This window comes from Streptomyces sp. GS7 (assembly GCF_009834125.1).
Taxonomy (GTDB): Bacteria; Actinomycetota; Actinomycetes; order Streptomycetales; family Streptomycetaceae; genus Streptomyces.
In genome coordinates this window covers 8053056-8073381 of record NZ_CP047146.1, presented here as the reverse complement: position 1 = coordinate 8073381, position 20326 = coordinate 8053056, and the positions used below count along the sequence as shown (strand labels likewise).

The following is a 20326-nucleotide window of genomic DNA, read 5'->3' as shown; positions in this document are numbered from 1 at the left end:
GCGCGTCGCACACTTCGCAGCCGGGGGCGGGGTCGCCCTCCAATAACCAGTAATCCAGGGGAAGTTCTACAGGGTCCTGGGTGTACCTGACTGGGTCGGTCATGGCTCCGCCACCTCCCGGCTGAAAATCTCGGATGCCCATGATGTCCCGGGGGTCGGTACGGACCCTTGTATATGCACGTCCTGGACCAAAGATCACCGGCGGCAGTGTGCCGACCACTCTGCGAGAATTTCTCTGGCACGCTCCCCGAACAACGCACAGCGTTCGTAGCCCGCGAACTCGTTCAGGAACGCTCCCACGTCCCGGGAGTCCCGGAACACCATCGATCCGGTGGACAGTTCGGCTGTCGCCAGCCGGTCGTCGTAGAGGGTGAAGGTGTTCAGCGGTATGCCGGGCACCGGTGAATCCAGCGGGATCACACCGAGCCTGACGTTCGGCAGATGAGTCAGAGAGGCCAGCCGGTCCATCTGCATCGCCAGCGCATGCGGCTCGATGAGCGGAAACCTGACCGCCTGCTCGGTCAGGATGAACGTGAACCGCTTTGTCCGATCGTGCAGGATCTCCTGCCTCTGCAGCTTCCCGGCCACGGCCTTGCTCGTGTCCGCGGGCGAGTGCGCGAGGCTCGCGCGGATGTATTCGGGGGTGGCCAGTAGGCCAGTGACGGCAGACAGCAGGAAGTACCGCATGTGGTGGGAGGACGCTTCCAGCGCTCTCAGCTCTGCCTGCCGGGTGCCCAGCCCCTTACGGCGCAGGCTTCGCAGGTTCCGCCACTCGGTGTTGGCCAGGCGCGTCAGCGCCGAGACGCGCTCGATCACGTCGGCGGGTGCGTCCACGGCGCTCAGGATCTGCTCCACGTCCACGAGGGACGGGCGCACCCGGGCGTTCTCGATGCGGCTCACCTTGGACTGCGACATGTTGCATCGTTTGGCGAGCCGGTCTCCGGAGAGACCGGCCCCCTTGCGCAACGCCTTCAGCGTGGCCGCCAGTTCTCCGACCGAGGAGCCCAACTGTTCCGGTTCGAATGTCACCCCGGTGAGCTCACATACTCCTCGAACGGCACGGACTCGGCCACCGCGATGCGTTGGTATGCGAGAAACGGTGCCGGGTCACCCTCGAACAGTTCGCGGCTGATCTGGCAGCCGTCCGGTTCATAGTTCATGAGCACGACCGAGGACCGGTCGAACATCCAGAAGTCCTGGACGCCCTCAAGAGGGTTGGCACGGTTGGTCACGTCGAGGATACGAATGTCCTCGCCGGCCAGCACATGTGGCCGGTAGTACCGGGAGAACTCGAACTCCAGGTACTCGGACAGCGGCCGGGTGACAATGCGGACCCGGCCTTTGCGCTTTCCCGCTGCGTGGTGTTCCTTCAGTGCCTTCACGTATGCCGACGTGTAGGTGTGCGGGTCGATCCGTTCGCCGGCCCGGAAGGCGGCGAGTTCACCGGATTCCTGCGGCACGAGGTACTGCGGCAGGGTCTCCAGGCGCCACGCCTCGGTCCGGTTCGACCGGAACATGTCCCGCCACTCCTCACCGTCCAAGAGCACGCACAGCCTCCCTCAGTACGCTTTCGGGGATCTCCACGATCCCTTCTCCGGCTGGTGGCGTGAAGGCGTCGGACACGTCGCCCTGAACGACGATGGAGCCCGATGCGGTCCGGTAGACGTTGGGGCAGTCGTCCTCTCCGCACGGGCCGCCGCTGCCGTTCCCGGTAAGTCGGATCAGTTCCTCGCGCGGCATAAGGAAACCCCCTTGTGAACAGCCCCGGTTGGGCCTTTCGACCACGACCGTACGGAGTGGTGGGCGGACCGTCCATGCGTTCTCGCGACTATGCGCGTTCTGGCATAAACCGCCTGGACCTCAGTCCTCCAGCACCGCCGTCGCCAGGTCGAGGCCCAGGTCGCGGGCCTCGACGACGGGGAGGCCCTCGTCGAGGTACCAGTCGTCGGTGGCTTCGGGGTGGGGGCCGACGACGCCGACGCGGCCGTTGCCGTAGCGGGTGACGGCGGCGGCCACGGAGCCGTTCGGGTAGGTGGCGAGGACGGTGGCGTCGGCGCCCTCGTCGAGGATGAAGTGCGGGCCGTCCTGGAAGTAGAGGGTGCGGGGTTGGCCGCGCCAGCGGGTTTCGACGAGGGTGTCGCGCTCGTGGTCGACGGTGGCGCCCGGTGTGGTGATGTACTGGTCGGTGTCGCCGGGGAGCAGGTCGAAGCCGGGGTCGGAGCCGGCCAGGTAGCCGCCCAGGCAGAAGCCCAGGTAGCGCCCGCCGCCGTGGACGTAGTCGCGGATCACGTCGGCCTGCCGCTTGAGGCGGCGGTAGGCGGGGGCCAGGGAGCCGCCGCCGGGCTGGGCGTAGACATAGGCGTGGGCCAGCGTTTCGGCGGAGAGCGGGAGGTCCTCGTGGGGGCCGGTATAGCGGACGTCGAGGTCCCAGGGGCCGGAGGCGAGCAGGGCGGCCACCGCTTCGGGGCAGCCGGGTTGGGTGGCCGGGCCCCGGTAGACGAGGGCCAGGCGGCGTCCGCCGGGCTCGGGGAGCGGCGCGCTGCCGGGCTCTTCCCGGGCGCCGAAGGCGCGGCGGACGGAGTCGAGGAGGCCGGTGGGTGGTGGCATGGGTTCTCTCACCGTGAGTGGCTGTCGGGGCGGGGTGTCAGCTGGGGTGGGGGCGGGAGGTCGGCCGGCCGGAGGGCCAGGCCCTGGGCCGGGATGCCGCGCCATGCCGTGCCGGGGGTGAGGTACTCGCCCTTCATCACCAGCGAGAGCGCGTCGAGCAGGACGCCCTCGCCGACCACGCCGTCGTACAGCACGATCGCCCGGGTGCCGACGCTGGCGCCGGCCCGCACGGTGACCTTCGACATCTTCATGACCCGGTCTTCGAACAGATGCGTCTGCAAGCTTACGCCCGCGCCGATCGCCGCGTCGTCGCCGATGTCGACCAGGTCGAACTCGGTGAGGAAGGTGGTGCCTATCCAGGTGCGCCGGCCGATCCGGGCCCCGAACAGGCGCAGCACGTACGGCAGGAACGGGGTTCCGGCGAGCGCGGCGGCGCCGGCCGGGACGGCGGCCGCCTCGTAGAGCCCGGTGACGAATTCGGTGCGGCGGACGAACAGGCTCCAGAGGGGTTCGACGCGCGGCCGGTAGGTGCCGACGACGAGCCACTTGACCGCCGCGCAGCAGGTGATGACCGTCAGGCCGGCGCCCATGAGGAAGACCGGGGCGAGGAGCACCGTCAGGGCCGGGCTCGGACGGTGGGCGGTGCCGGAGAGGGCCAGGAGGTAGAAGAAGGCGGCGATGCCCAGGAGGGACGTGGGCATCGTGGCGCGGAAGTACTCGATGGCCAGCCGACGGCGGACCGTCTTGCGGGTCGGGCGGAAGGTCAGTTCCTCGGGGAAGTCGCCGCTGCTCTGGCGGTGCGGCAGGAGGATCGCGGGGGAGCCGAGCCAGGAGGTGCCGGCCGGCACGTCGTCCTGGGGCGGGACGGTGCCGACGCCGATCAGGGAGCCGGGCTCGGTCCGCGTCCCGGCCGGCAGGCAGGCCGCGTTGCCGACGAACGCGCGCCGTCCCACCTCGGTCGGCCGGCTGGCGAAGTGCCCGCCCGCGAAGGCGGCCGTCCCGACGCCCGCCATGTCGGCGACGAAACTGCCCTCGCCGAGGGTCAGCAGATCCGGGTCGAGATGCGCGGCCGTGGAGACCTCGGCGCCGCGGCCGATCCGCGCGCCGAGCAGCCGCAGCCAGGGGGCCGTGTAGAGCGTCGCGTAAAGGGAGTTGGTGGCGATCAGGCTGAATTCCAGCAGCTTGTCGGCCAGCCATTTGCGGACGCCCAGGGCGCTGCGGACGGGGTGGCTGCCGACCGGCGACCGGGGCAGGACCAGGCGTTTGGCGAGGGCGACCGCGGCGCAGACGGTGAGCACGTACAGCGGTCCGCCGAGGAAGAAGACGACCACCGCGGCGGGCAGGCTGCCCCAGGCGAGCCAGGTGAACCAGCCCAGGGCGCTGCTCGGCACCAGCACGGCGAGGGTGAGGACTTCGAGGAAGCCGAGCCCGAGGAGGGCGGCGGCGAGGTGGCGCGGTCGCCAGGGCTCCGCCGGTCGCCGGTCGCCGGCGCGCAGCATCTCCTCCACATGGGGTGCCAGGGTCGCCACCGGCGACGCCGGTGATCCGGCCCAGCGCGTTCCGGCCGGCACCACCTCGCCCTGGCCGATCACCGACTGCTCGCCCAGCCCGGATCCCGCCTCCATACGGGCGCCCGGTTCGAGGACCGCATGCGCTCCTACGTACGCCCGCGGGCCGATCTCCACCGGGGCGACGGTCACCCAGCCGTCCGCCACCCGCCAGGCGCGTAGCGCGGCGCCGTAGCCGATCGAGGCGTCCGCGCCCACGCGGAGCAGGGCCGGCAGCGGGACGGTGTTGGTGGCGATGGTCGTCCGCGGTCCGATGCGGGCGCCGAGCAGCCGCAGATAGCCGCCCATGAAGGGGGAGCCGCTCAGCTCGCGCAGGGGGCTGACGCTCAGCAGCAGGCCGAGCGCCCAGAGGCGGAGGTAGGTGGTGCCCCAGAGGGGGTAGCGGCCGGGGCGGATCCCGGCGGCGAGGGGGCGGGCGAGGGCCACCGGTACGAGCCAGCGGACGCCGATGTAGCTGATCAGGGCGGCGACCACGGGCGCGACCGGCACCGGCGACCGGAAGGTGAACGCGCCGCCCCGCCAGGCGAAGGTGAAGGCGACGGGGAGGGTGAAGAGGAAGAAGAGCACGTAGAGGGCGGCGGCCTGGGCCAGTCCGGCGGCGGCTATGCGGCCGCTGCCGTGGCGGAGCGGGCGCGGCCGGGCCGGCGGGGCCACGTGCAGCGGGTGCCCGTTGGCCGTGCCGCCGATGCCGCCGACGCTGCCCGTGCCTCCGATGCCGCCCGTGCCGCCGGAACTGCCGTTGCTCTCCAGGCTGTTGACGTTCGGTGGACCGGTGATGCTGGCCGCGGTGGCCAGGCGCTCCGCGAGGCGCCGTACGGTCGGGTTCGCGTACAGGTCGCGCAGCGCGGGGCCGGTGCCGGTCCCGATGCCGCGGCTGCGCAGCAGCGAGACGACCTGGGCGGCGAGCAGCGAGTGCCCGCCGAGTTCGGCGAAGAAGTCCGCCTCGGCCGACAGGGTCTCCGCCGGGACCCCGAAGACCTCGGCCCAGATGTCCCGTACCCGGGTCTCCCATTCCCCTTCGGGAGCGACGATCCGGCCGCCGCCGGTCAGCCGGCGGCCGGTCGGCGCGGGCAGCCGCTTGCGGTCCACCTTGCCGCTCGGCATGGCGGGCAGCTGGGGGAGGATGTCCAGAAAGGGCGGGACCATATAGGCGGGCAGCCGGTGCCTCAGGCGCTGGTGGAGCCGGGCGACGAGGGCGTCCCCGTCGCGGTCGTGGTCACCGCCGCCCGCCGTGCGGACGACGTACGCGGACAGCTCCCGGTGGTCCCCGTTCCCGTTGCCGTTGCCGTTGCCGTTCCCGTTGCCGTTGTGGTGGGGCATCGCGACCAGGGCGGTGGCGGCCTCGGCCACGCCGGGGTCCTCCAGCAGCACGTTGTCGATCTCGCCGAGATCGATGCGGTAGCCGCGGACCTTCACCTCGTCGTCGGCTCGCCCCAGGTACGCGATCTCGCCGTCCGGGGTGATCCGGCCGAGGTCACCGGTGCGGTAGAGCCGGCTGCCCTCGGGGGCCAGCGGATGCTCGATGAAGCGGTCCGCGGTCAGCTCGGGCCGTCCTACGTAGCCTGCGGCGACACCGGGGCCGCCGACGCAGATCTCCCCGACCGCCCCGTCGGGCACCGCCCGGTGCTGCTCGTCGAGCAGCACCACCGTGTACGTGGGCAGCGCCCTGCCGATGGTGACCGGCCGGCCCGGCCGCAGTTCCGCCACGGTCGCGGTGACGGTGGTCTCGGTGGGCCCGTACGTGTTGAGGATGCGGCGCCCCGGCCGGCTCCACCGCTCGACGAGCTGCGCCGGGCAGGCTTCGCCGCCGACCATGATGCTGCGGATCCGCGGCAGTTCCCGGGGGATGGTCGCCAGCAGCGTCGGCACGCAGTACAGCACGGTGACCGCGCGCTCCTCCAGGGTGTCGGCGAGTTCGGCGCCGAAGCGCCCGGAGCCGGACCCGGACCCGGATTCGGATTCGGAGTCGGTGCCGCCGGGCCCCGCGACGAGCGCGGCGCCCACCGCCCAGGTCGGCCAGATCTCCTCGATGGAGAAGTCGAAGGAGATGGTCATGCCCTGGTAGACCCGGTCGTCCGGGCGCACGTCGTAGACGTCCGGGACGATGCCGAGGAAGTTGCAGATGCTGGAGTGGGCGATCGCCACGCCCTTGGGGCGCCCGCTGGATCCCGAGGTGTACATGACGTAGGCGAGCGGGTCGCCGGGGGCGGTCCGGATCGCCGGGTCGGGCGGTGCCGCAGGCTCCACGGGCGCGGCCGGGTCCGGCCGGGTCGTCGGCAGGGAGGCCAGGGCGTCCCCGCCCGCGCCGCCGTCCCGGTCGAGCCGGACCACTCGCGTCCGCCGCCCGAGGCCGGTCAGCCCCGCCGCCGTCCGCGCGGTCGTCAGCACCGCGTCCGCGCCGGCGTCCGCCGCGATGAAGGCGACCCGGTCCGGCGGCGCCGCCGGATCGATCGGTACGAACGCCGCGTCCGCCTTGCCCACCCCCAGCAGCGACGCGTACATGTCCACCGACCGCGGCACCAGGATCGCCACCCGCGCCCCCGGGCCGATGCCGAGCCCGCGGAGCCGGTGCGCGATCTGGTTGGCGCGCGCGTCGAGTTCGGCGTACGTGAGGGTGCGCCGCCCGCACTCCAGCGCGGTCGCCGAGGGCATGCGGTCACAGGTGGACTCGAAGACGTGATGCAGCCGCGTCACGCCCTGTCTGGTCGTGGCCATGCCTCCATCGCAGCGCCGATCACCCGTGATCGCATTTCCGCTCCGAGCCGCCGCGGGCCGCCGGAGCAGGGTGCTCGCAGGCGCGGACCGGTGGCGGACGATCTTCCGGCGCCGCCGTGGGCCGTTCCGCGGCACGTCCGTGGCACGTCCGCGGCCGGTGCCCCTGTACGGAGCCGGTCCGTCACATCCGTGGCGGGGCCCTCACCCGATCGGATGGTGCGCCACGTGGCGCACCATCCGGGCCGCGGTCGGCGGCCCAGGCTAGGACCATGCCGCTGCCGCCGCCGAAGTGCCCCACCCCCGACTGCGACGACCCGTTGTGGAGGGACACCACGACCACCGAAGTGCACTGGGACAACTGGCGGTGGTGGTGCCACCGCTGCGACAAGAAGTGGTATCCGACCCGCGAGCAGATCGAGGAGTTCCGGCACGCGGTCGGCGCCGGGGTCGCTGCCAGGGCCGGGGCCGGGGCCGGAGTCGCGGCGGGGGCGGGTGCCGGGGCGGGTGCGCGGGGACGGGCGCACGCCGTCGCGCGCCGGGATCCGCGGGCGCACCACATCTGACCGGTGGGCCGCCACCCCCGCTGCCCCGCCACCGTGCCGTGACGGCATAGTAGAGCGCAGCCCCAACAGGGGCATGACAGAAACGGCGCGCACCACCGGCGCCGGTCCGTATCAGGGGGGAACGCTCCATGCCGTCTCGACCGTCCGGGATATCCACGCCGTCCAGGTCCCGTGTCCGCCGCTCCACCGCTGCCGCCGCCGCGACGGCCGCGCTGCTCGCGCTCACCGCCACCGCCTGCGGCCCCACCGACAACAACGCCTCGGCCGCGCCCGGCAGTTCGTCCGCCGGCCAGAAGCACCCGGGCGGCCTGCCGACCAGCATCGGCGACCTGAAGAAGTGGAAGGACGGCGGCTGGAAGAACTGGGACAAGTGGTCCCGCCGGGCGCAGGACTTCGCCAACCCGATCATCAAGGACCACTGGAACCCGGAGCGGCTGGCCCAGGCCAAGTCCGCACCGGACGTCGGCGTACAGGACGCCGCTCTGGGCGACCAGTCCGACGTCCCCGCCCCGGGGCCGAAGGCACCGGTCACCGCCCAGGAGGTCGTCCGCCCGTACCACCGCAACATGGCCCCGATCGGCAAGATCTTCTTCGACAGCCCCAAGGGCCCGATGGTCTGCTCCGGCACGATCGTCGAGGACCCGGCACACCCCGGAAAGTCCAACCTCGTCTGGACCGCCGGCCACTGCGTCCACACCGGCAAGCAGGGCGGCTGGATGCGCAACATCGTCTTCGTCCCGTCGTTCAACGACAACGGTGTGCCGGCGAACCAGCTCAACAACACGACGGCCGCGGAGATGATGCCGTACGGCAAGTTCTGGGCCGACTGGGTCAACACGTCCAACCAGTGGATCAGCATGGGCGGCGAGAAAGGCAACGACGGCTCCGTCTACGACTTCGCCGTGATGCACGTCAAGCCGGAGAACGGCAACGGCAAGTCCCTTGAGGAGACCGTCGGCGCCGCCGCCCAGATCTGGTTCAACTCCCCGTACGCGGAAGGCATCGGCTCGCTGAAGGCGTTCGGCTACCCGGCCGCGGCGCCCTACGACGGCGCGCGCATGATGAGCTGCCTGGACCGGCCCGACCGCCTCACCATGGAGCGGAACATGCCCCCCATGGACCGCATCGGCTGCACGATGACGGGCGGTTCGTCCGGCGGCGGCTGGTTCGTCAACCGCGGCGGCAAGCTGACCCTGGTGTCCAACACCTCCATCAGCAACGGCCAGCACACCTGGCTGGCCGGCCCGCACCTGGGCCCGGAGGCGCAGGAGGTCTTCACCACCCTGAGCCAGAAGTTCGCCGCCCAGCAGTAGGCGGCCCGAGCCGGCCGGCGCACCGAGCCCCAGCGGGCCCGGTACGCCGGCCGGTTCACGCCGTCAGCCGGTGCCGCGCCCGCCAGACGCGGGCCGACACCCGCGCCAGCAGCCGGGCGGCCGGGTCGCCGGTGTCCTGCCCGTTGGCGAGCGGGCCGGTGTAGCAGACCGCGAGGGTGTACGGGGCGGCGTCGGGCGGGTGGACCACGGCGGCGCAGTTCCGTACCCCCGTGATCCAGCCGTTCTTGCTGGCCAGCCGGGTGCCGGGCGGCAGGCCCGCGGCCACGTCCACCCCGTGGGCGTTGTCCTCCAGCAGGCCCAGCACCTCCGGCTCCAGCGACTCCAGCAGCCGGACCAGGTCGTGTGCGGTGACCCGGTTGAAGATGCCGGCGGCGCGGGCCGGCCGGTCCTCGACGCCGCGCGGGGTGTCGGTGCCGGCGGACGCGCCGGCCCGCCGCCACACGTCGGCCACCGCCTCCCGCCCCACGTGCGCCAGGCAGAGGTTGGTCGCCAGGTTGGAGGAGTGGCTGACCATCCGCCCGGCGAGCCAGCGCAGCGACGCGGTGCCGCCCAGCAGCTCCCAGGGCTCCGGATCGCTGTCGCCCGCCCGGGAGTTGGCGAAGGTGCCGCCCGCGGCGGAGGCGAAGCGGTTGACCACCGGGATCTGCCGGTCCAGGTCCAGTCCGCCGCGGTAGAGGGCGGCCAGCACGGCGACCTTCATGGTGCTGGCCGCCTCGTGCGGGACGTCAGCGTTGCGCAGGACCACCGGGGGGCGCCGCCAGGGCGCCACGACGAGGGAGAGCATGACTCATCCTAGGGCGGCCAGCATGCGCCGGCGCGGGACGTCAGGCCGGGTCGGCCGGCTCCCGGAGGGTGCCGGGCGCGTCGGTGAACGCCGCGTCGGCGGCCTGCCCGCACACCTTGCCCGCGGTCTCCCCGGCGAAGGTCAACTTGCCCCGGTCCTAAAGGACCGGGCTTGGAGGTAGTGCCCAACTGGCTGCTGGGTGGGCTCCTCCGTCCAGACACCCCTATGGGGTGGCAGGGACGCGTGACTCACGCCCCGCAGTCCACGCAGCCTCGCCCTTCCGGGCGTGCCGGTTCAGGCCGCGCCCGGCAGCCTTGTAGCCGGTGGAGGTGGTGGCGATGTTGGCGATGCCGAGGTCCACGCCGATGAACCCGTCCGGCTCGTACTGTTCGGCCTCAGGGATTTCGCACGTGGCGATCAGGTAGAACACGCCGTCGCGCTGGATCAAGTCGGATTCTCCCCTGCGGTGTGCCTGCAGCGTTTTGAGCGCATCGGGCGAGCAGACGAAGGCGACGTTCTTGAGGCGGTCGGCGGTGGTCCAGATGCTCACCGTCTGCGCGTCGCACTTCCAGGAAAGGCACCGGTCGTCATACGGCTGCGCGGCCTCAGGCCGGAAGGCGATCGGTTTCTTCTCCGCCGGCTCAGGGTTCCCTACCCGCCAACCCCCGTGCCCACAGCGTCAGTTGCCGTCCAGCAGCCGCTCGGCCACCAGCGCCAGCGCCGCGGTCGCCCGGCGCTGGAGGCCGCCGCCGAAGGTGATCCGGGCCGCGCCCAGGGCGCCCAGTTCACGGGGTGACGGACCGTCGGACACGGCCAGCGCGTTGAGCGGCAGGGTGATGGCCGCGGACAGTTCGGGCAGCAGCGCGGGCGGCGCCAGGATGGGGTAGATGCAGTCGGCGCCGGCCTCGGCGTAGAGGCGGGCGCGCTCGACGGCCGCCGCGGTACCGGTGTCGCCGCGCAGGAAGGTGTCGACCCGGGCGTTGACGACCAGGGCGTCGCCCGCCGCGGCGCGGACCTCGGCCAGCCACTCCGCCTGCTCCCGCGGGTCGCGGAGGGCGCCGGAGGCGTGGTCGGAGTCCTCCAGGTTGCAGCCGACCGCCCCGGAGTCCGCGAGGCGGCCCACCAACTCCTTCGCGGACAGCCCGTATCCGGCCTCCACGTCCGCCGTCACCGGCACGTCCACGGCCCGTACGATCCGGGCGATCGCCGCGAACATCTCGTCGGCAGGGGTCTCGCCGTCCGCGTACCCGAGGGACGCGGCGATGCCCGCGCTCGGCGTCGCGAGGGCGGGGAAGCCGGCGTCGGCGAAGACCCGGGCGGCCGCGGCGTCCCAGACGGTGGGGAGGATCAGCGGGTCGCCCGGCCGCCGGCCGTGGTGGAGGGCGCGCAGCGCCGCCGCGGCCGTGGGCCCGGTGCCGGCGGTCACAGCTCCTCCCCCGGGGGCTGGCGCACCGTGACATTGACCCGGTTCCAGTTGTTGATCGCGACGATCACGGCGATCAGATGGGCCAGTTCGGCCTCGGTGAACTGGGCGGCGGCCCGCTCGTAGACGGCGTCGGGGACGTGGCCGTCGGTCAGCACCGTGACCGCCTCCGCGAGCGCCAGGGCCGCCCGCTCGCGCTCGGAGTAGAGGTCGCCGGCCTCCTCCCACGCGGGCAGCAGATCGATCCGCCGCGGGCTCACCCCGGCCTCGCGGAGGTTCCTGACATGCATGTCGATGCAGAACGCGCACCGGTTGACCTGCGAGGCGCGCAGCACGACCAGCTCGACCAGGACCGGGTCGCCCAGGCCCTTCTTGGCGGCCATGGTCAGCCTGAGCTGGGCCTTGCCGAACTCGGGGAGCAGGCCCCAGATCTTCATCCGCCGGCTCATCGGGTCACCCCTGCCCCGGGGTCATGCGCGTGGCCACGCCGAAGCGGTTCCAGGCGTTGATGGTGGTGATCAGGGCGATCAGATGGGCCAGTTCGGCCTCGTCGAAGTGGGCGGCGGCCCGCTCGTAGACGGCGTCGGGGACGAAGCCTCCCCCAGTCAGCACTGTGACGGCCTCGGTCAGCGCCAGGGCCGCCCGCTCGCGCTCGGTGTAGTAACCGGCCGCCTCCTCCCAGGCGTTGAGGAGGTGGATGCGCTCCTCGGTCTCCCCGGCCTTGCGGGCGTCGGTGATGTGCATGTCGAGGCAGTAGGCGCACTTGTTGAGCTGCGAGGCGCGGATCCTGACCAGCTCGACCAGGGCCGGGTCCAGGCCCTTCGTGGCGGCGGCGTCCAGCGCGACCATGGCCTTGAACGCCTCCGGGGCGAGCGCGGCCCACCGCATGCGGGGGCCGTGCCCATGGTGCGTGCCGGAGGTGTCCGGCGGTGCGGATGATGCGTTCCCGTTCGTCATGGACACCACGCTACGGCGCGAGTGGCGCAGCGGTATGGTCCACTTCCATGACAAATTCGCGGGCCACTTTCGGGCGGGATCTGCATCTGGACCTCACCGGTCCGGGCGGGCTGCGGGCCTCCCTGATGGCCGCACTGCGCGCCGCCGTACGGTCCGGGCGGCTGGCCCCCGGCACCCGGCTGCCGTCCTCCCGTTCGCTCGCCACCGACCTCGGCATCGCCCGCAACACCGTCGCCGATGCCTATGCCGAGCTGGTCGCCGAGGGCTGGCTCAGCGCCCGCCAGGGCTCCGGCACCCGGGTCGCCTGGGGGTGTTCCCCCAGCAACCGCCGGGGGGACCCCCAACGGGACGGAGTCACAGGGCGACCGCTGCCGGCCGCCGGCAGCACGGCGGTGGCCCGCCGCGCCCCGGGCCTGGCGGCCGGCCCGCGGCGCCGCGCCGCCGCACCGCGCTTCGACCTCACCCCGGGCACCCCGGACGTCGCCTCCTTCCCGCGCACCGCCTGGCTGGCCGCCGCCCGCCGGGCGCTGTCCGCCGCGCCCAGCGAGGCGTTCGGCTACGGCACCGCGGCCGGCCGCCCGGAGCTGCGCACGGTGCTCGCCGACTATCTGGCCCGTGCCCGCGGCGTACGGGCCGACCCGGAGCGGATCATCGTCTGCGCGGGGTTCATGCAGGGACTGGGCCTGCTCTGCCGCGCGCTGCACGACGCCGAGGCCGACGTTGTCGTCAGCGCCGACGCCGACGCCAAGGGTCCGTCCGCCCGCATCGCCGTCGAGTCCTACGGGCTCGCCTTCCACCGTGACGTCATCACCCGCGCCGGGCTCGGCACCGTTCCCCTCCCGGTGGACGAACACGGCGCGGACGCCGCCCGGTTGGCGTCCCTCGACGGCGTCCGCGCGGCCCTGCTCACCCCCGCCCACCAGTTCCCCACCGGCGTGCCGCTGCACCCCGACCGCCGGGCCGCCGTCGTCAACTGGGCGCGTGCCACCGGGGGTTACATCCTGGAGGACGACTACGACGGCGAGTTCCGCTACGACCGGCAGCCGGTCGGCGCCCTCCAGGGGCTGGACCCCGACCACGTCGTCTATCTCGGCACCGCGAGCAAGAGCCTGGCCCCGGCGCTGCGGCTGGCCTGGATGGTGGTGCCCGACCGCCTGATCGACCCGGTGCTCGCCGTCAAGGCGACCGGCGAGTGGCAGTCCGGTTCGCTGGACCAGCTCACCCTCGCCGAGTTCATCCACTGCGGCGGGTACGACCGGCATCTGCGCGGGATGCGGCAGCGCTACCGGCGCCGCCGCGACCAGCTCATCGCCGCCCTCGCGGAACGCGCACCGCACGTCGAGGGCACCGGGATCGCCGCCGGGCTGCACATGGTGCTCCGCCTACCGCCCGGCACCGAGGAGAGCACCGTACGGGCGGCGGAGCGTGCGGGGTTGGCACTGGAGGGCCTGAGCTGGTTTCGGCACGGCGGAACGGACACGGAGAGCGCGCCGTTCGACGGGCTGGTCGTGGCCTACGGGACGCCCCCTGACCATGCGTTCACGGGAGCGCTGGAGGCACTGCTGCGGGTGCTCCCCTGACCACTGGGCCGTGTCCCGTGGGACTACCTCACGGCCCACCCAGGACTTTCGCACGAATCAGGACATGGTGGCCGGATTTATGTGAATCCGTTTGTTTATTGGGCGTTTATCCGTTGGAGGTTGGCTGTCCGTGACCACCTTGTCGCTGTCGGCGGCGAGGAGCTACGAGCAAGGGGGAATCATGCACCACCGCGTGAGAGCCTTGGCCGCGTCGTTGGCCACGGTAGCCGGACTTGGCGCAGCTTCTGTGCCGGGCACGGCGCAGGCAGGACCCCACCCGTCCCAAGTGGAAGTGAACGTCAAGGGTTCGGGCGGGACGACGGAGCCTGTCGGCTGCGTCTTCACCGCTGAACCTCCCGGGTATCTGGCCGATCTGCCCAAGGGGACCATCACCCTCACCGTGGTGATGGCTCAGGTGCCCGGGTGCTCGCTCCGCGCTCACAACTCCCTTACGAACGACACCCGGTCGAGCCCCGGACCGTCGTAGTCCGTGTGCACCGGCACCCCGTCGTCCCCGGTCCGGTCGCCCGGCTCCAGCCGGAACCCCATACGGGTGTGGTAAGCGATCGAGTCGTGGTTGTTGGGGCTGGTGATGCAGCGGACCCGGGTCCGTCCGGCCTCCCGGGCGAGGGCGAAGAAGCGCCGGTAGAGGGCGCTGCCGACGCCGCCGCGCTTGCCGTCGGGGCACACTCCCACGAAGTGGATGTACGCGGTGTCCGGTTCCGTCTGCGACAGGAAGCCGATCAGGAACGCGTGCAGCGTCCCGTCGGCCCGCTCGACCAGGAAGCTCGTCCCGGCGAAGTGCTGCAGGAACAACCGCGGTACGAGCAACTGCCGTTGCAGCGCCCCGGCCTCCCCGCCGAGCCCGCCCCACCAGCCGGCCAGCGCCACCTGGAGCCGCGCATGGTCCGCCGGCGCGGGGTGGCGCACCATCAGCTCGCCGGTCAATCGGCCCGGTACGGCGGTGCGTTCGGCTATGTCGTCGGCTGCGTCCACGGCGTCGTCATCGTCCTTCGGTCGGCGAGCGGAGTACCTGAGGGCGTCAGCCTAGGGCCTGACCCATCGGACAGGCCCTAGGGGCACGCCACCGGGCCGGCCCGCGGGGTGCCCCTCCGGGGCGTCCCGTCACGAGCGTGCCGCTGCGGGCCTCCCACTACGGGCCTCCCACTACGGGCGTGCCGCTACTGGTGTCCTGCTACGGCGTTTCCGCCGCCACCGGCCCCGGCTCGCCCTCGCCCCTGCCCCTGGCCACGTCTCCGGCGGCAGGCGCGCCCGCCGCCGTTTCCGCCGCCGGGGCCTCGCCGAAGCGGGCCAGGGCCAGGGCGCCGGCCACCGCCAGTGCGAAGCCGGCCACGGCGAGCGGGGCCAGGCCCGCGCGGGTGCGGTCGCCGAGCCAGGCGACGCCGACCAGGGCCGGGCCGAGGGTCTCGCCGATCACCATGCCCGCGGTGGCCGCGGTGACCGAGCCGCGCTGGAAGGCGGTGGTCAGCAGGAGGAACGCGGCGCCGCCGCCGATCACCAGGGCGTAGCTCGCGGGGTTGGTGAGGAGGTCGAGCGGCGCGAAACCGTCGATGAGGCGCACCGCGACCTCGACCACGCCGAAGCCGAACCCCGCGCCGAGGCCCAGCGCCGCCGCCCGTGCGCGGTCGGGCAGCCGGCCGGCCAGCGCGCCGGAGGCCAGTACGGCGACCGCGAAGACCAGGACCCCGATCCGCAGCCCGGAGGTGCCCCGCAGATGCCCCTCGGCGCCGGACGACAGCGCCAGCATCGCCAGCCCGCCGCAGACCACGGCCACCGCGAGCCACTCGGCGCGCGCCAGGCGGGTGCCCAGGAGGGGCGCCGCGACCACCGCGGTCACCGCGAGGGTGGCCGCCAGCGCCGCGCCGACCGTGTAGATCGGCAGCGACCGCAGGGCCACCAGCTCCAGGAGGAACCCCAGTCCGTCCAGCGTCAGCCCGAGCAGATAGCGCCACTGGGTCAGCACCCGCAGCAGCAGCCGGGCGTCCACCCCCGAACCGGTGCCGGGGGTGGTGTCCCGCGCGGCCACGGCCTGGAACACGGAGGCGGTGCCGAAGCACAGCGCGGAGGCGAGCGCACAGATCATCCCGAGGAGCATGGACCGACTGTACGGGGGATCGCGGGGAGGCCGTAGGGGGCGGCCGCTCCCCGGCCCCTGCCCCGGTCACACCCCCAACACCTCCCGCACCCGCTCCAGCCCCCAGTCCAGGTCCTCCCTGCTGATCACCAGTGGCGGGGCGATGCGGATCGTCGCGCCGTGGGTGTCCTTGACCAGGACGCCGCGAGCCAGCAGGCGTTCCGAGACGGTGCGGCCGTCGCCGCGTGACGGGTTGACGTCCACCCCGGCCCACAGGCCGCGCCCGCGTACCGCGTCGGCCGCGCCGCGTTCCACCAGCGGCGCCAGTTCGCGGTGCAGGTGGTCGCCCAACTCCGCCGCGCGCTGCTGGAGTTCGCCGGTGCGGAGGATCGCGATGACCTCCAGCGCCACGGCGCAGGCGAGCGGATTGCCGCCGAACGTCGAGCCGTGCTCGCCGGGCCGGAACACCCCGAGCACCTCGCGGGAGGACACCACCGCCGACACCGGCACCACCCCGCCGCCCAGCGCCTTGCCGAGGACGTACATGTCGGGCACCACGCCCTCGTGCTCGCAGGCGAAGGTCCTGCCCGTACGGCCCAGGCCGGACTGGATCTCGTCGGCGATGAACAGCACGTTCCGGGCCCGGGTGAGCGCGCGTACCCCGGCCAGGTAGCCGGGCGGTGGGACGAGGACGCCCGCCTCGCCCTGGATCGGCTCCAGCAGCACCGCCACCGTGTCGTCGTCGACCACCGCCTCCAGCGCCGCCAGGTCGCCGTACGGCACGATCGCGAAGCCGGGGGTGTACGGGCCGAAGTCGTCGCGCGCCTCGGGGTCGGTGGAGAAGGAGACGATGGTGGTGGTGCGGCCGTGGAAGTTGTTGTCGGCGACGACGATCTTCGCCCGGCCGTCCCGGACGCCCTTGACCCGGTAGCCCCACTTGCGGGCCGTCTTGATCGCCGTCTCCACGGCCTCGGCGCCGGTGTTCATCGGCAGGACGAGTTCCATCCCGCACAGCTCGGCGAGCTGGGCGCAGAAGTCGGCGAAGCGGTCGTGGTGGAAGGCGCGGGAGGTGAGGGTGACCCGCTCCAGCTGGGCGCGGGCGGCGTCCAGCAGGCGGCGGTTGCCGTGCCCGAAGTTCAGCGCGGAGTACCCGGCGAGCATGTCCAGATAGCGCCGGCCGGCCACATCCGTCATCCAGGCACCTTCGGCGGTGGCCACGACGACGGGCAGCGGGTGGTAGTTGTGCGCGCTGTGGGCCTCGGCGGCGGCGAGGAACTCTTCCGGGGACGTCACGGGGACTCCGTTCGGTAGGTCGCACGAGCCGGTGCGGTGGTGCGGGCAGATGCGCTCCGGCCCCCTCCTTATTGTTCCCGCCGGGCGGGCCGGGCGCTTGGTCACGGCCGTACGGGCCCGAACGCAGCGGGCCGGCAGCCCGTAGACTGCCGGTGCGCACCGCGACTGGCGCACGGGGAAGCGACCCCGAGGGAGCGGTGCGCGGCGACAGACGCGAGGTGCCGCCCGCCTGGGTACCCCGGGACCACGACCGACCCGATCGATCGCCCCGGAGGACGCCATGACGGCACATCCCCCTGCCCATCCCGCCCTGCACACCGCCGATCCCGAACTCGCCGCGCTGATCGGCGCCGAGGAGCGGCTCCAGGCCGACACCCTGCGGCTGATCCCCAGCGAGAACTACGTCTCGGCCGCCGTACTGGAGGCCACCGGCACCGTCCTGCAGAACAAGTACAGCGAGGGGTACGCGGGCCGTCGCTACTACGAGGGCCAGCAGAACATCGACCTCGTGGAGACCCTGGCCGTCGAGCGCGCCAAGGCCGTCTTCGGCGTCGAGCACGCCAACGTCCAGCCGTACTCCGGCTCACCCGCCAACCTCGCCGTCTACCTGGCCTTCGCCGCGCCCGGCGACACCGTGCTCGGCATGTCGCTGCCGATGGGCGGGCACCTCACGCACGGCTGGGGCGTCTCGGCGACCGGGACGTGGTTCAACGGCGTGCAGTACGGCGTCCGCGCCGACACCGGGCGGATCGACTTCGACGAGGTCCGCGACCTGGCCCGCAAGGAGCGCCCGAAGATCATCTTCTGCGGCGGTACGGCCGTGCCGCGCACCATCGACTTCGCCGCGTTCGGCGAGATCGCCCGCGAGGTCGGCGCGGTGCTCGTCGCCGACATCGCGCACATCGCCGGCCTGGTCGCGGGCGGCGCCCACCCCTCGCCGGTCCCGCACGCCGACGTGATCGCGACCACCACCCACAAGACCCTGCGCGGCCCCCGCGGCGCCATGCTGATGTCCCGCGCCACGCACGCCAAGGCCATCGACAAGGCCGTCTTCCCCGGCCTCCAGGGCGGCCCGCACAACCACACCACCGCCGCCATCGCGGTCGCCCTGCGCGAGGCCGCCGCCCCCTCCTTCCGGGACTACGCGCACGCCGTCGTCGCCAACGCCAAGGCGCTCGCCGAGGCACTGCTGGCCCGCGGCTTCGACCTGGTATCCGGCGGCACCGACAACCACCTGGTGCTGATCGACCTCACCTCCAAGGAAGTTCCGGGCAAGGTCGCCGCCAAGGCGCTGGACCGGGCCGGGATCGTCGTGAACTACAACACCGTGCCGTTCGACCCCCGTAAGCCCTTCGACCCGTCCGGGATCCGGATCGGCACCCCCTCGCTCACCTCCCGCGGGCTGGGCACCGAGCGGATGCCGCAGGTCGCGGAGTGGATCGACCGGGGCGTTTCGGCCGCCGCCAAGGGCGACGAGGAGGCGCTGGCGGCGATCCGCACGGAGGTGGCGGACCTGATGGCGGCCCACCCGGCGCCGGGTCTCGCGTCCGCCGGCTGAATGCCCCGGTGACCGCCGGCCGAGCGGCCCGGCGACCGCACGCCGGGGAGTACCGCGGACCTGAGACAATCGGTGCCATGGCTCTCGAAAGTCCGCGTGTACTCTCCGGTATTCAGCCCACCGCCGGCTCCTTCCACCTCGGCAACTACCTCGGTGCGGTGCGCCAGTGGGTGGCGCTGCAGGAGACCCACGACGCGTTCTACATGGTGGTCGACCTGCACGCGATCACCGTGCCGCAGGACCCGGCGGAGCTGCGCCGCAACACCCGGGTCGCCGCCGCCCAGCTGCTGGCCGCCGGCCTCGACCCGGAGCGCTGCACGCTCTTCGTGCAGAGCCATGTGCCCGAGCACGCGCAGCTCGGCTGGGTCATGAACTGCGTCACCGGCTTCGGCGAGGCGTCCCGGATGACGCAGTTCAAGGACAAGGCGGCCAAGCAGGGCGCGGACCGCACCACGGTCGGCCTGTTCACCTACCCCGTGCTGATGGTCGCCGACATCCTTCTCTACCAGGCCGACCAGGTCCCGGTGGGCGAGGACCAGCGCCAGCACCTGGAGCTGACCCGCGACCTCGCCGAGCGCTTCAACACCCGCTTCGGCCAGACCTTCACGATGCCGAACCCATACATCGTCAAGGAGACCGCGAAGATCTTCGACCTCCAGGACCCGTCGATCAAGATGAGCAAGTCGGCGTCCTCGCCCAAGGGCATCGTCGACCTCCTCGACGACCCCAAGGTCACCGCGAAGAAGATCAAGAGCGCCGTCACCGACACCGACACGGTCATCCGCTTCGACCGCGAGGCCAAGCCCGGCGTCAGCAACCTGCTCACCATCCTCTCCACCCTCACCGGCCAGGACATCCCGTCGCTGGAGCGCTCCTACGAGGGCAAGATGTACGGCGCGCTGAAGACCGACCTGGCAGAGGTGATGGTCGACTTCGTCACACCGTTCCGGGACCGTACGCAGGAATATCTGGACGACCCCGAGACGCTGGACACGATCCTGGCCAAGGGCGCCGAGAAGGCCCGCGCGGTGGCGGCCGAGACCCTCGCCACCGCCTACGACCGCCTCGGGTTCCTGCCGGCCAAGCGCTGACCGGACCGGACAGGGCCGGGGACGCCGCCGCGTAAGGTGCGTCCCCGGCACACTGAGCAGGATGCGCGGGCGCCACACACGAGGCGCACCGCGAACGTCAGGAGGGAGAACGCAGTGGGGACCGTCACGCTCGGCGTTTCGCTCGCGGTCCCGGAGCCGTACGGCAGCTTCCTCCAGCGGAAGCGCGAGAGCTTCGGGGACCCGGCCGCCTCCGGCATCCCCACCCACATCACCCTCCTCCCGCCGACCGAGGCCGACGCCGACGGCCTCCCCGGCATCGAGCGGCACCTCGCCGAGGTGGCCGCCGCCTGCCGCCCCTTCCCGCTCCGCCTGGAGGGCACGGACACCTTCCGGCCGCTCTCGCCCGTCGTGTACGTGAAGCTGGCCGAGGGAGCGAGCGGCTGCACCGCCCTCCAGGACCGGGTGCGCGCCGCCTCCGGGCCCTGCGCCCGCGAGCTCCAGTTCCCGTACCACCCGCACGTCACCGTCGCGCACGGCATCGCCGAGGACGCCATGGACCGCGCGCAGACGGAGCTGGCCGACTTCTCCGCCACCTGGACGGCCGGCGGCTTCGCGCTCTACGAGAAGGGGCCCGACGAGGTCTGGCGCCTCCAGCGCGAGTATCCCTTCGGCGGCGCGGGCCGCACCGGCGGACCCGCGGTGGCGGTGCCCCGGCAGGCCGGCGAGACGGACCGCTCCCGCCCGCCCGCGCCCTCCTGCTGAGCGGGGACCCGCCCCGGCCGGCCCGGCCCCGGCCG

General features: G+C 72.8%; 18 protein-coding genes, 1 pseudogene and 1 riboswitch. Of the genes and pseudogenes, 6 read left to right on the top strand and 13 right to left on the bottom strand.

Annotated elements, in window-relative coordinates:
* Positions 1 to 195 precede the first annotated feature (195 nt).
* The 5 genes from GR130_RS35070 to GR130_RS35050 form a co-directional block, all read right to left on the bottom strand.
* Positions 196 to 1029 carry a helix-turn-helix domain-containing protein gene (locus tag GR130_RS35070; RefSeq protein ID WP_159508431.1) on the bottom strand — a complete coding sequence of 278 codons (834 nt, stop codon included), beginning with the start codon at positions 1027 to 1029 and terminating at the stop codon, positions 196 to 198.
* Positions 1026 to 1547, bottom strand: coding sequence for a DUF6879 family protein (locus GR130_RS35065; RefSeq protein ID WP_201305083.1), 522 nt, complete (start codon positions 1545 to 1547; stop codon positions 1026 to 1028). The genes GR130_RS35070 and GR130_RS35065 overlap by 4 nt, the downstream gene beginning before the upstream one ends.
* Positions 1531 to 1740 (bottom strand): hypothetical protein, encoded by a 210-nt coding sequence (locus tag GR130_RS41140; RefSeq protein ID WP_159508430.1) that lies wholly within the window; start codon positions 1738 to 1740, stop codon positions 1531 to 1533. The genes GR130_RS35065 and GR130_RS41140 overlap by 17 nt, the downstream gene beginning before the upstream one ends.
* A gap of 120 nt (positions 1741 to 1860) precedes the next feature.
* On the bottom strand, positions 1861 to 2607 hold the full coding sequence (locus GR130_RS35055; protein ID WP_159508429.1) for a BPL-N domain-containing protein: 747 nt from the start codon (positions 2605 to 2607) through the stop codon (positions 1861 to 1863).
* Positions 2608 to 2615: 8 nt separating this feature from the next.
* Complete coding sequence (locus tag GR130_RS35050; RefSeq protein ID WP_159508428.1) at positions 2616 to 6890, bottom strand: Pls/PosA family non-ribosomal peptide synthetase; 4275 nt, start codon at positions 6888 to 6890, stop codon at positions 2616 to 2618.
* 269 nt (positions 6891 to 7159) lie between these two features.
* Here GR130_RS35050 and GR130_RS35045 point away from each other — a divergent pair, with 269 nt between their 5' ends.
* Both GR130_RS35045 and GR130_RS35040 read left to right on the top strand, forming a co-directional pair.
* The gene (locus GR130_RS35045) at positions 7160 to 7453 is read left to right on the top strand and encodes a hypothetical protein (RefSeq protein ID WP_159508427.1); all 294 of its coding nucleotides are present in this window, start codon (positions 7160 to 7162) and stop codon (positions 7451 to 7453) included.
* Positions 7454 to 7581: 128 nt separating this feature from the next.
* On the top strand, positions 7582 to 8766 hold the full coding sequence (locus GR130_RS35040; RefSeq protein ID WP_159508426.1) for a trypsin-like serine peptidase: 1185 nt from the start codon (positions 7582 to 7584) through the stop codon (positions 8764 to 8766).
* A gap of 55 nt (positions 8767 to 8821) precedes the next feature.
* Here the strand turns inward: GR130_RS35040 and GR130_RS35035 are convergent, their stop codons facing one another.
* From GR130_RS35035 to GR130_RS35015, 5 genes and pseudogenes are all read right to left on the bottom strand, one after another.
* On the bottom strand, positions 8822 to 9571 hold the full coding sequence (locus GR130_RS35035) for a serine hydrolase (RefSeq protein ID WP_159508425.1): 750 nt from the start codon (positions 9569 to 9571) through the stop codon (positions 8822 to 8824).
* 277 nt (positions 9572 to 9848) lie between these two features.
* Positions 9849 to 10208: pseudogene (locus tag GR130_RS35030) on the bottom strand (RNA-guided endonuclease TnpB family protein); the annotation flags it as partial.
* Between the two features lie 42 nt (positions 10209 to 10250).
* Positions 10251 to 10997: an isocitrate lyase/PEP mutase family protein gene (locus GR130_RS35025; RefSeq protein WP_201305082.1), complete on the bottom strand. Its 747-nt coding sequence runs from the start codon at positions 10995 to 10997 to the stop codon at positions 10251 to 10253.
* On the bottom strand, positions 10994 to 11443 hold the full coding sequence (locus GR130_RS35020; protein WP_159508424.1) for a carboxymuconolactone decarboxylase family protein: 450 nt from the start codon (positions 11441 to 11443) through the stop codon (positions 10994 to 10996). Before GR130_RS35020 ends, GR130_RS35025 begins: the two co-directional genes overlap by 4 nt.
* A gap of 4 nt (positions 11444 to 11447) precedes the next feature.
* Positions 11448 to 11951, bottom strand: a complete 504-nt coding sequence (locus GR130_RS35015) for a carboxymuconolactone decarboxylase family protein (RefSeq protein WP_236573802.1) — start codon at positions 11949 to 11951, stop codon at positions 11448 to 11450.
* A gap of 47 nt (positions 11952 to 11998) precedes the next feature.
* Between GR130_RS35015 and pdxR the strand changes: the two genes are divergently transcribed.
* Positions 11999 to 13531 (top strand): MocR-like pyridoxine biosynthesis transcription factor PdxR, encoded by a 1533-nt coding sequence (gene pdxR, locus GR130_RS35010; RefSeq protein WP_159508423.1) that lies wholly within the window; start codon positions 11999 to 12001, stop codon positions 13529 to 13531.
* A 438-nt stretch (positions 13532 to 13969) separates the two neighbouring features.
* On the opposite strand, the gene GR130_RS35005 is transcribed toward pdxR, so the two are convergent.
* From GR130_RS35005 to rocD, 3 genes are all read right to left on the bottom strand, one after another.
* Positions 13970 to 14527 carry a GNAT family N-acetyltransferase gene (locus GR130_RS35005; RefSeq protein WP_236573801.1) on the bottom strand — a complete coding sequence of 186 codons (558 nt, stop codon included), beginning with the start codon at positions 14525 to 14527 and terminating at the stop codon, positions 13970 to 13972.
* Positions 14528 to 14726: 199 nt separating this feature from the next.
* Complete coding sequence (locus tag GR130_RS35000) at positions 14727 to 15647, bottom strand: hypothetical protein (RefSeq protein WP_236573800.1); 921 nt, start codon at positions 15645 to 15647, stop codon at positions 14727 to 14729.
* A gap of 66 nt (positions 15648 to 15713) precedes the next feature.
* Positions 15714 to 16919, bottom strand: coding sequence for an ornithine--oxo-acid transaminase (rocD, locus tag GR130_RS34995; RefSeq protein WP_159508422.1), 1206 nt, complete (start codon positions 16917 to 16919; stop codon positions 15714 to 15716).
* A gap of 151 nt (positions 16920 to 17070) precedes the next feature.
* Positions 17071 to 17161, top strand: a riboswitch (ZMP/ZTP riboswitch).
* 38 nt (positions 17162 to 17199) lie between these two features.
* Between rocD and glyA the strand changes: the two genes are divergently transcribed.
* The 3 genes from glyA to GR130_RS34980 all read left to right on the top strand — a co-directional run bounded on the left by glyA (position 17200) and on the right by GR130_RS34980 (position 20291).
* A complete protein-coding gene (gene glyA / locus GR130_RS34990; protein WP_159508421.1) occupies positions 17200 to 18477 on the top strand; it encodes a serine hydroxymethyltransferase in 1278 nt (425 codons plus the stop codon).
* 77 nt (positions 18478 to 18554) lie between these two features.
* Positions 18555 to 19568 carry a tryptophan--tRNA ligase gene (gene trpS / locus GR130_RS34985; protein WP_159508420.1) on the top strand — a complete coding sequence of 338 codons (1014 nt, stop codon included), beginning with the start codon at positions 18555 to 18557 and terminating at the stop codon, positions 19566 to 19568.
* A 114-nt stretch (positions 19569 to 19682) separates the two neighbouring features.
* Entirely contained in the window at positions 19683 to 20291 is a 609-nt protein-coding gene (locus GR130_RS34980) for a 2'-5' RNA ligase family protein (protein ID WP_159508419.1), read from the top strand.
* The last annotated feature ends 35 nt before the right edge of the window (positions 20292 to 20326 follow it).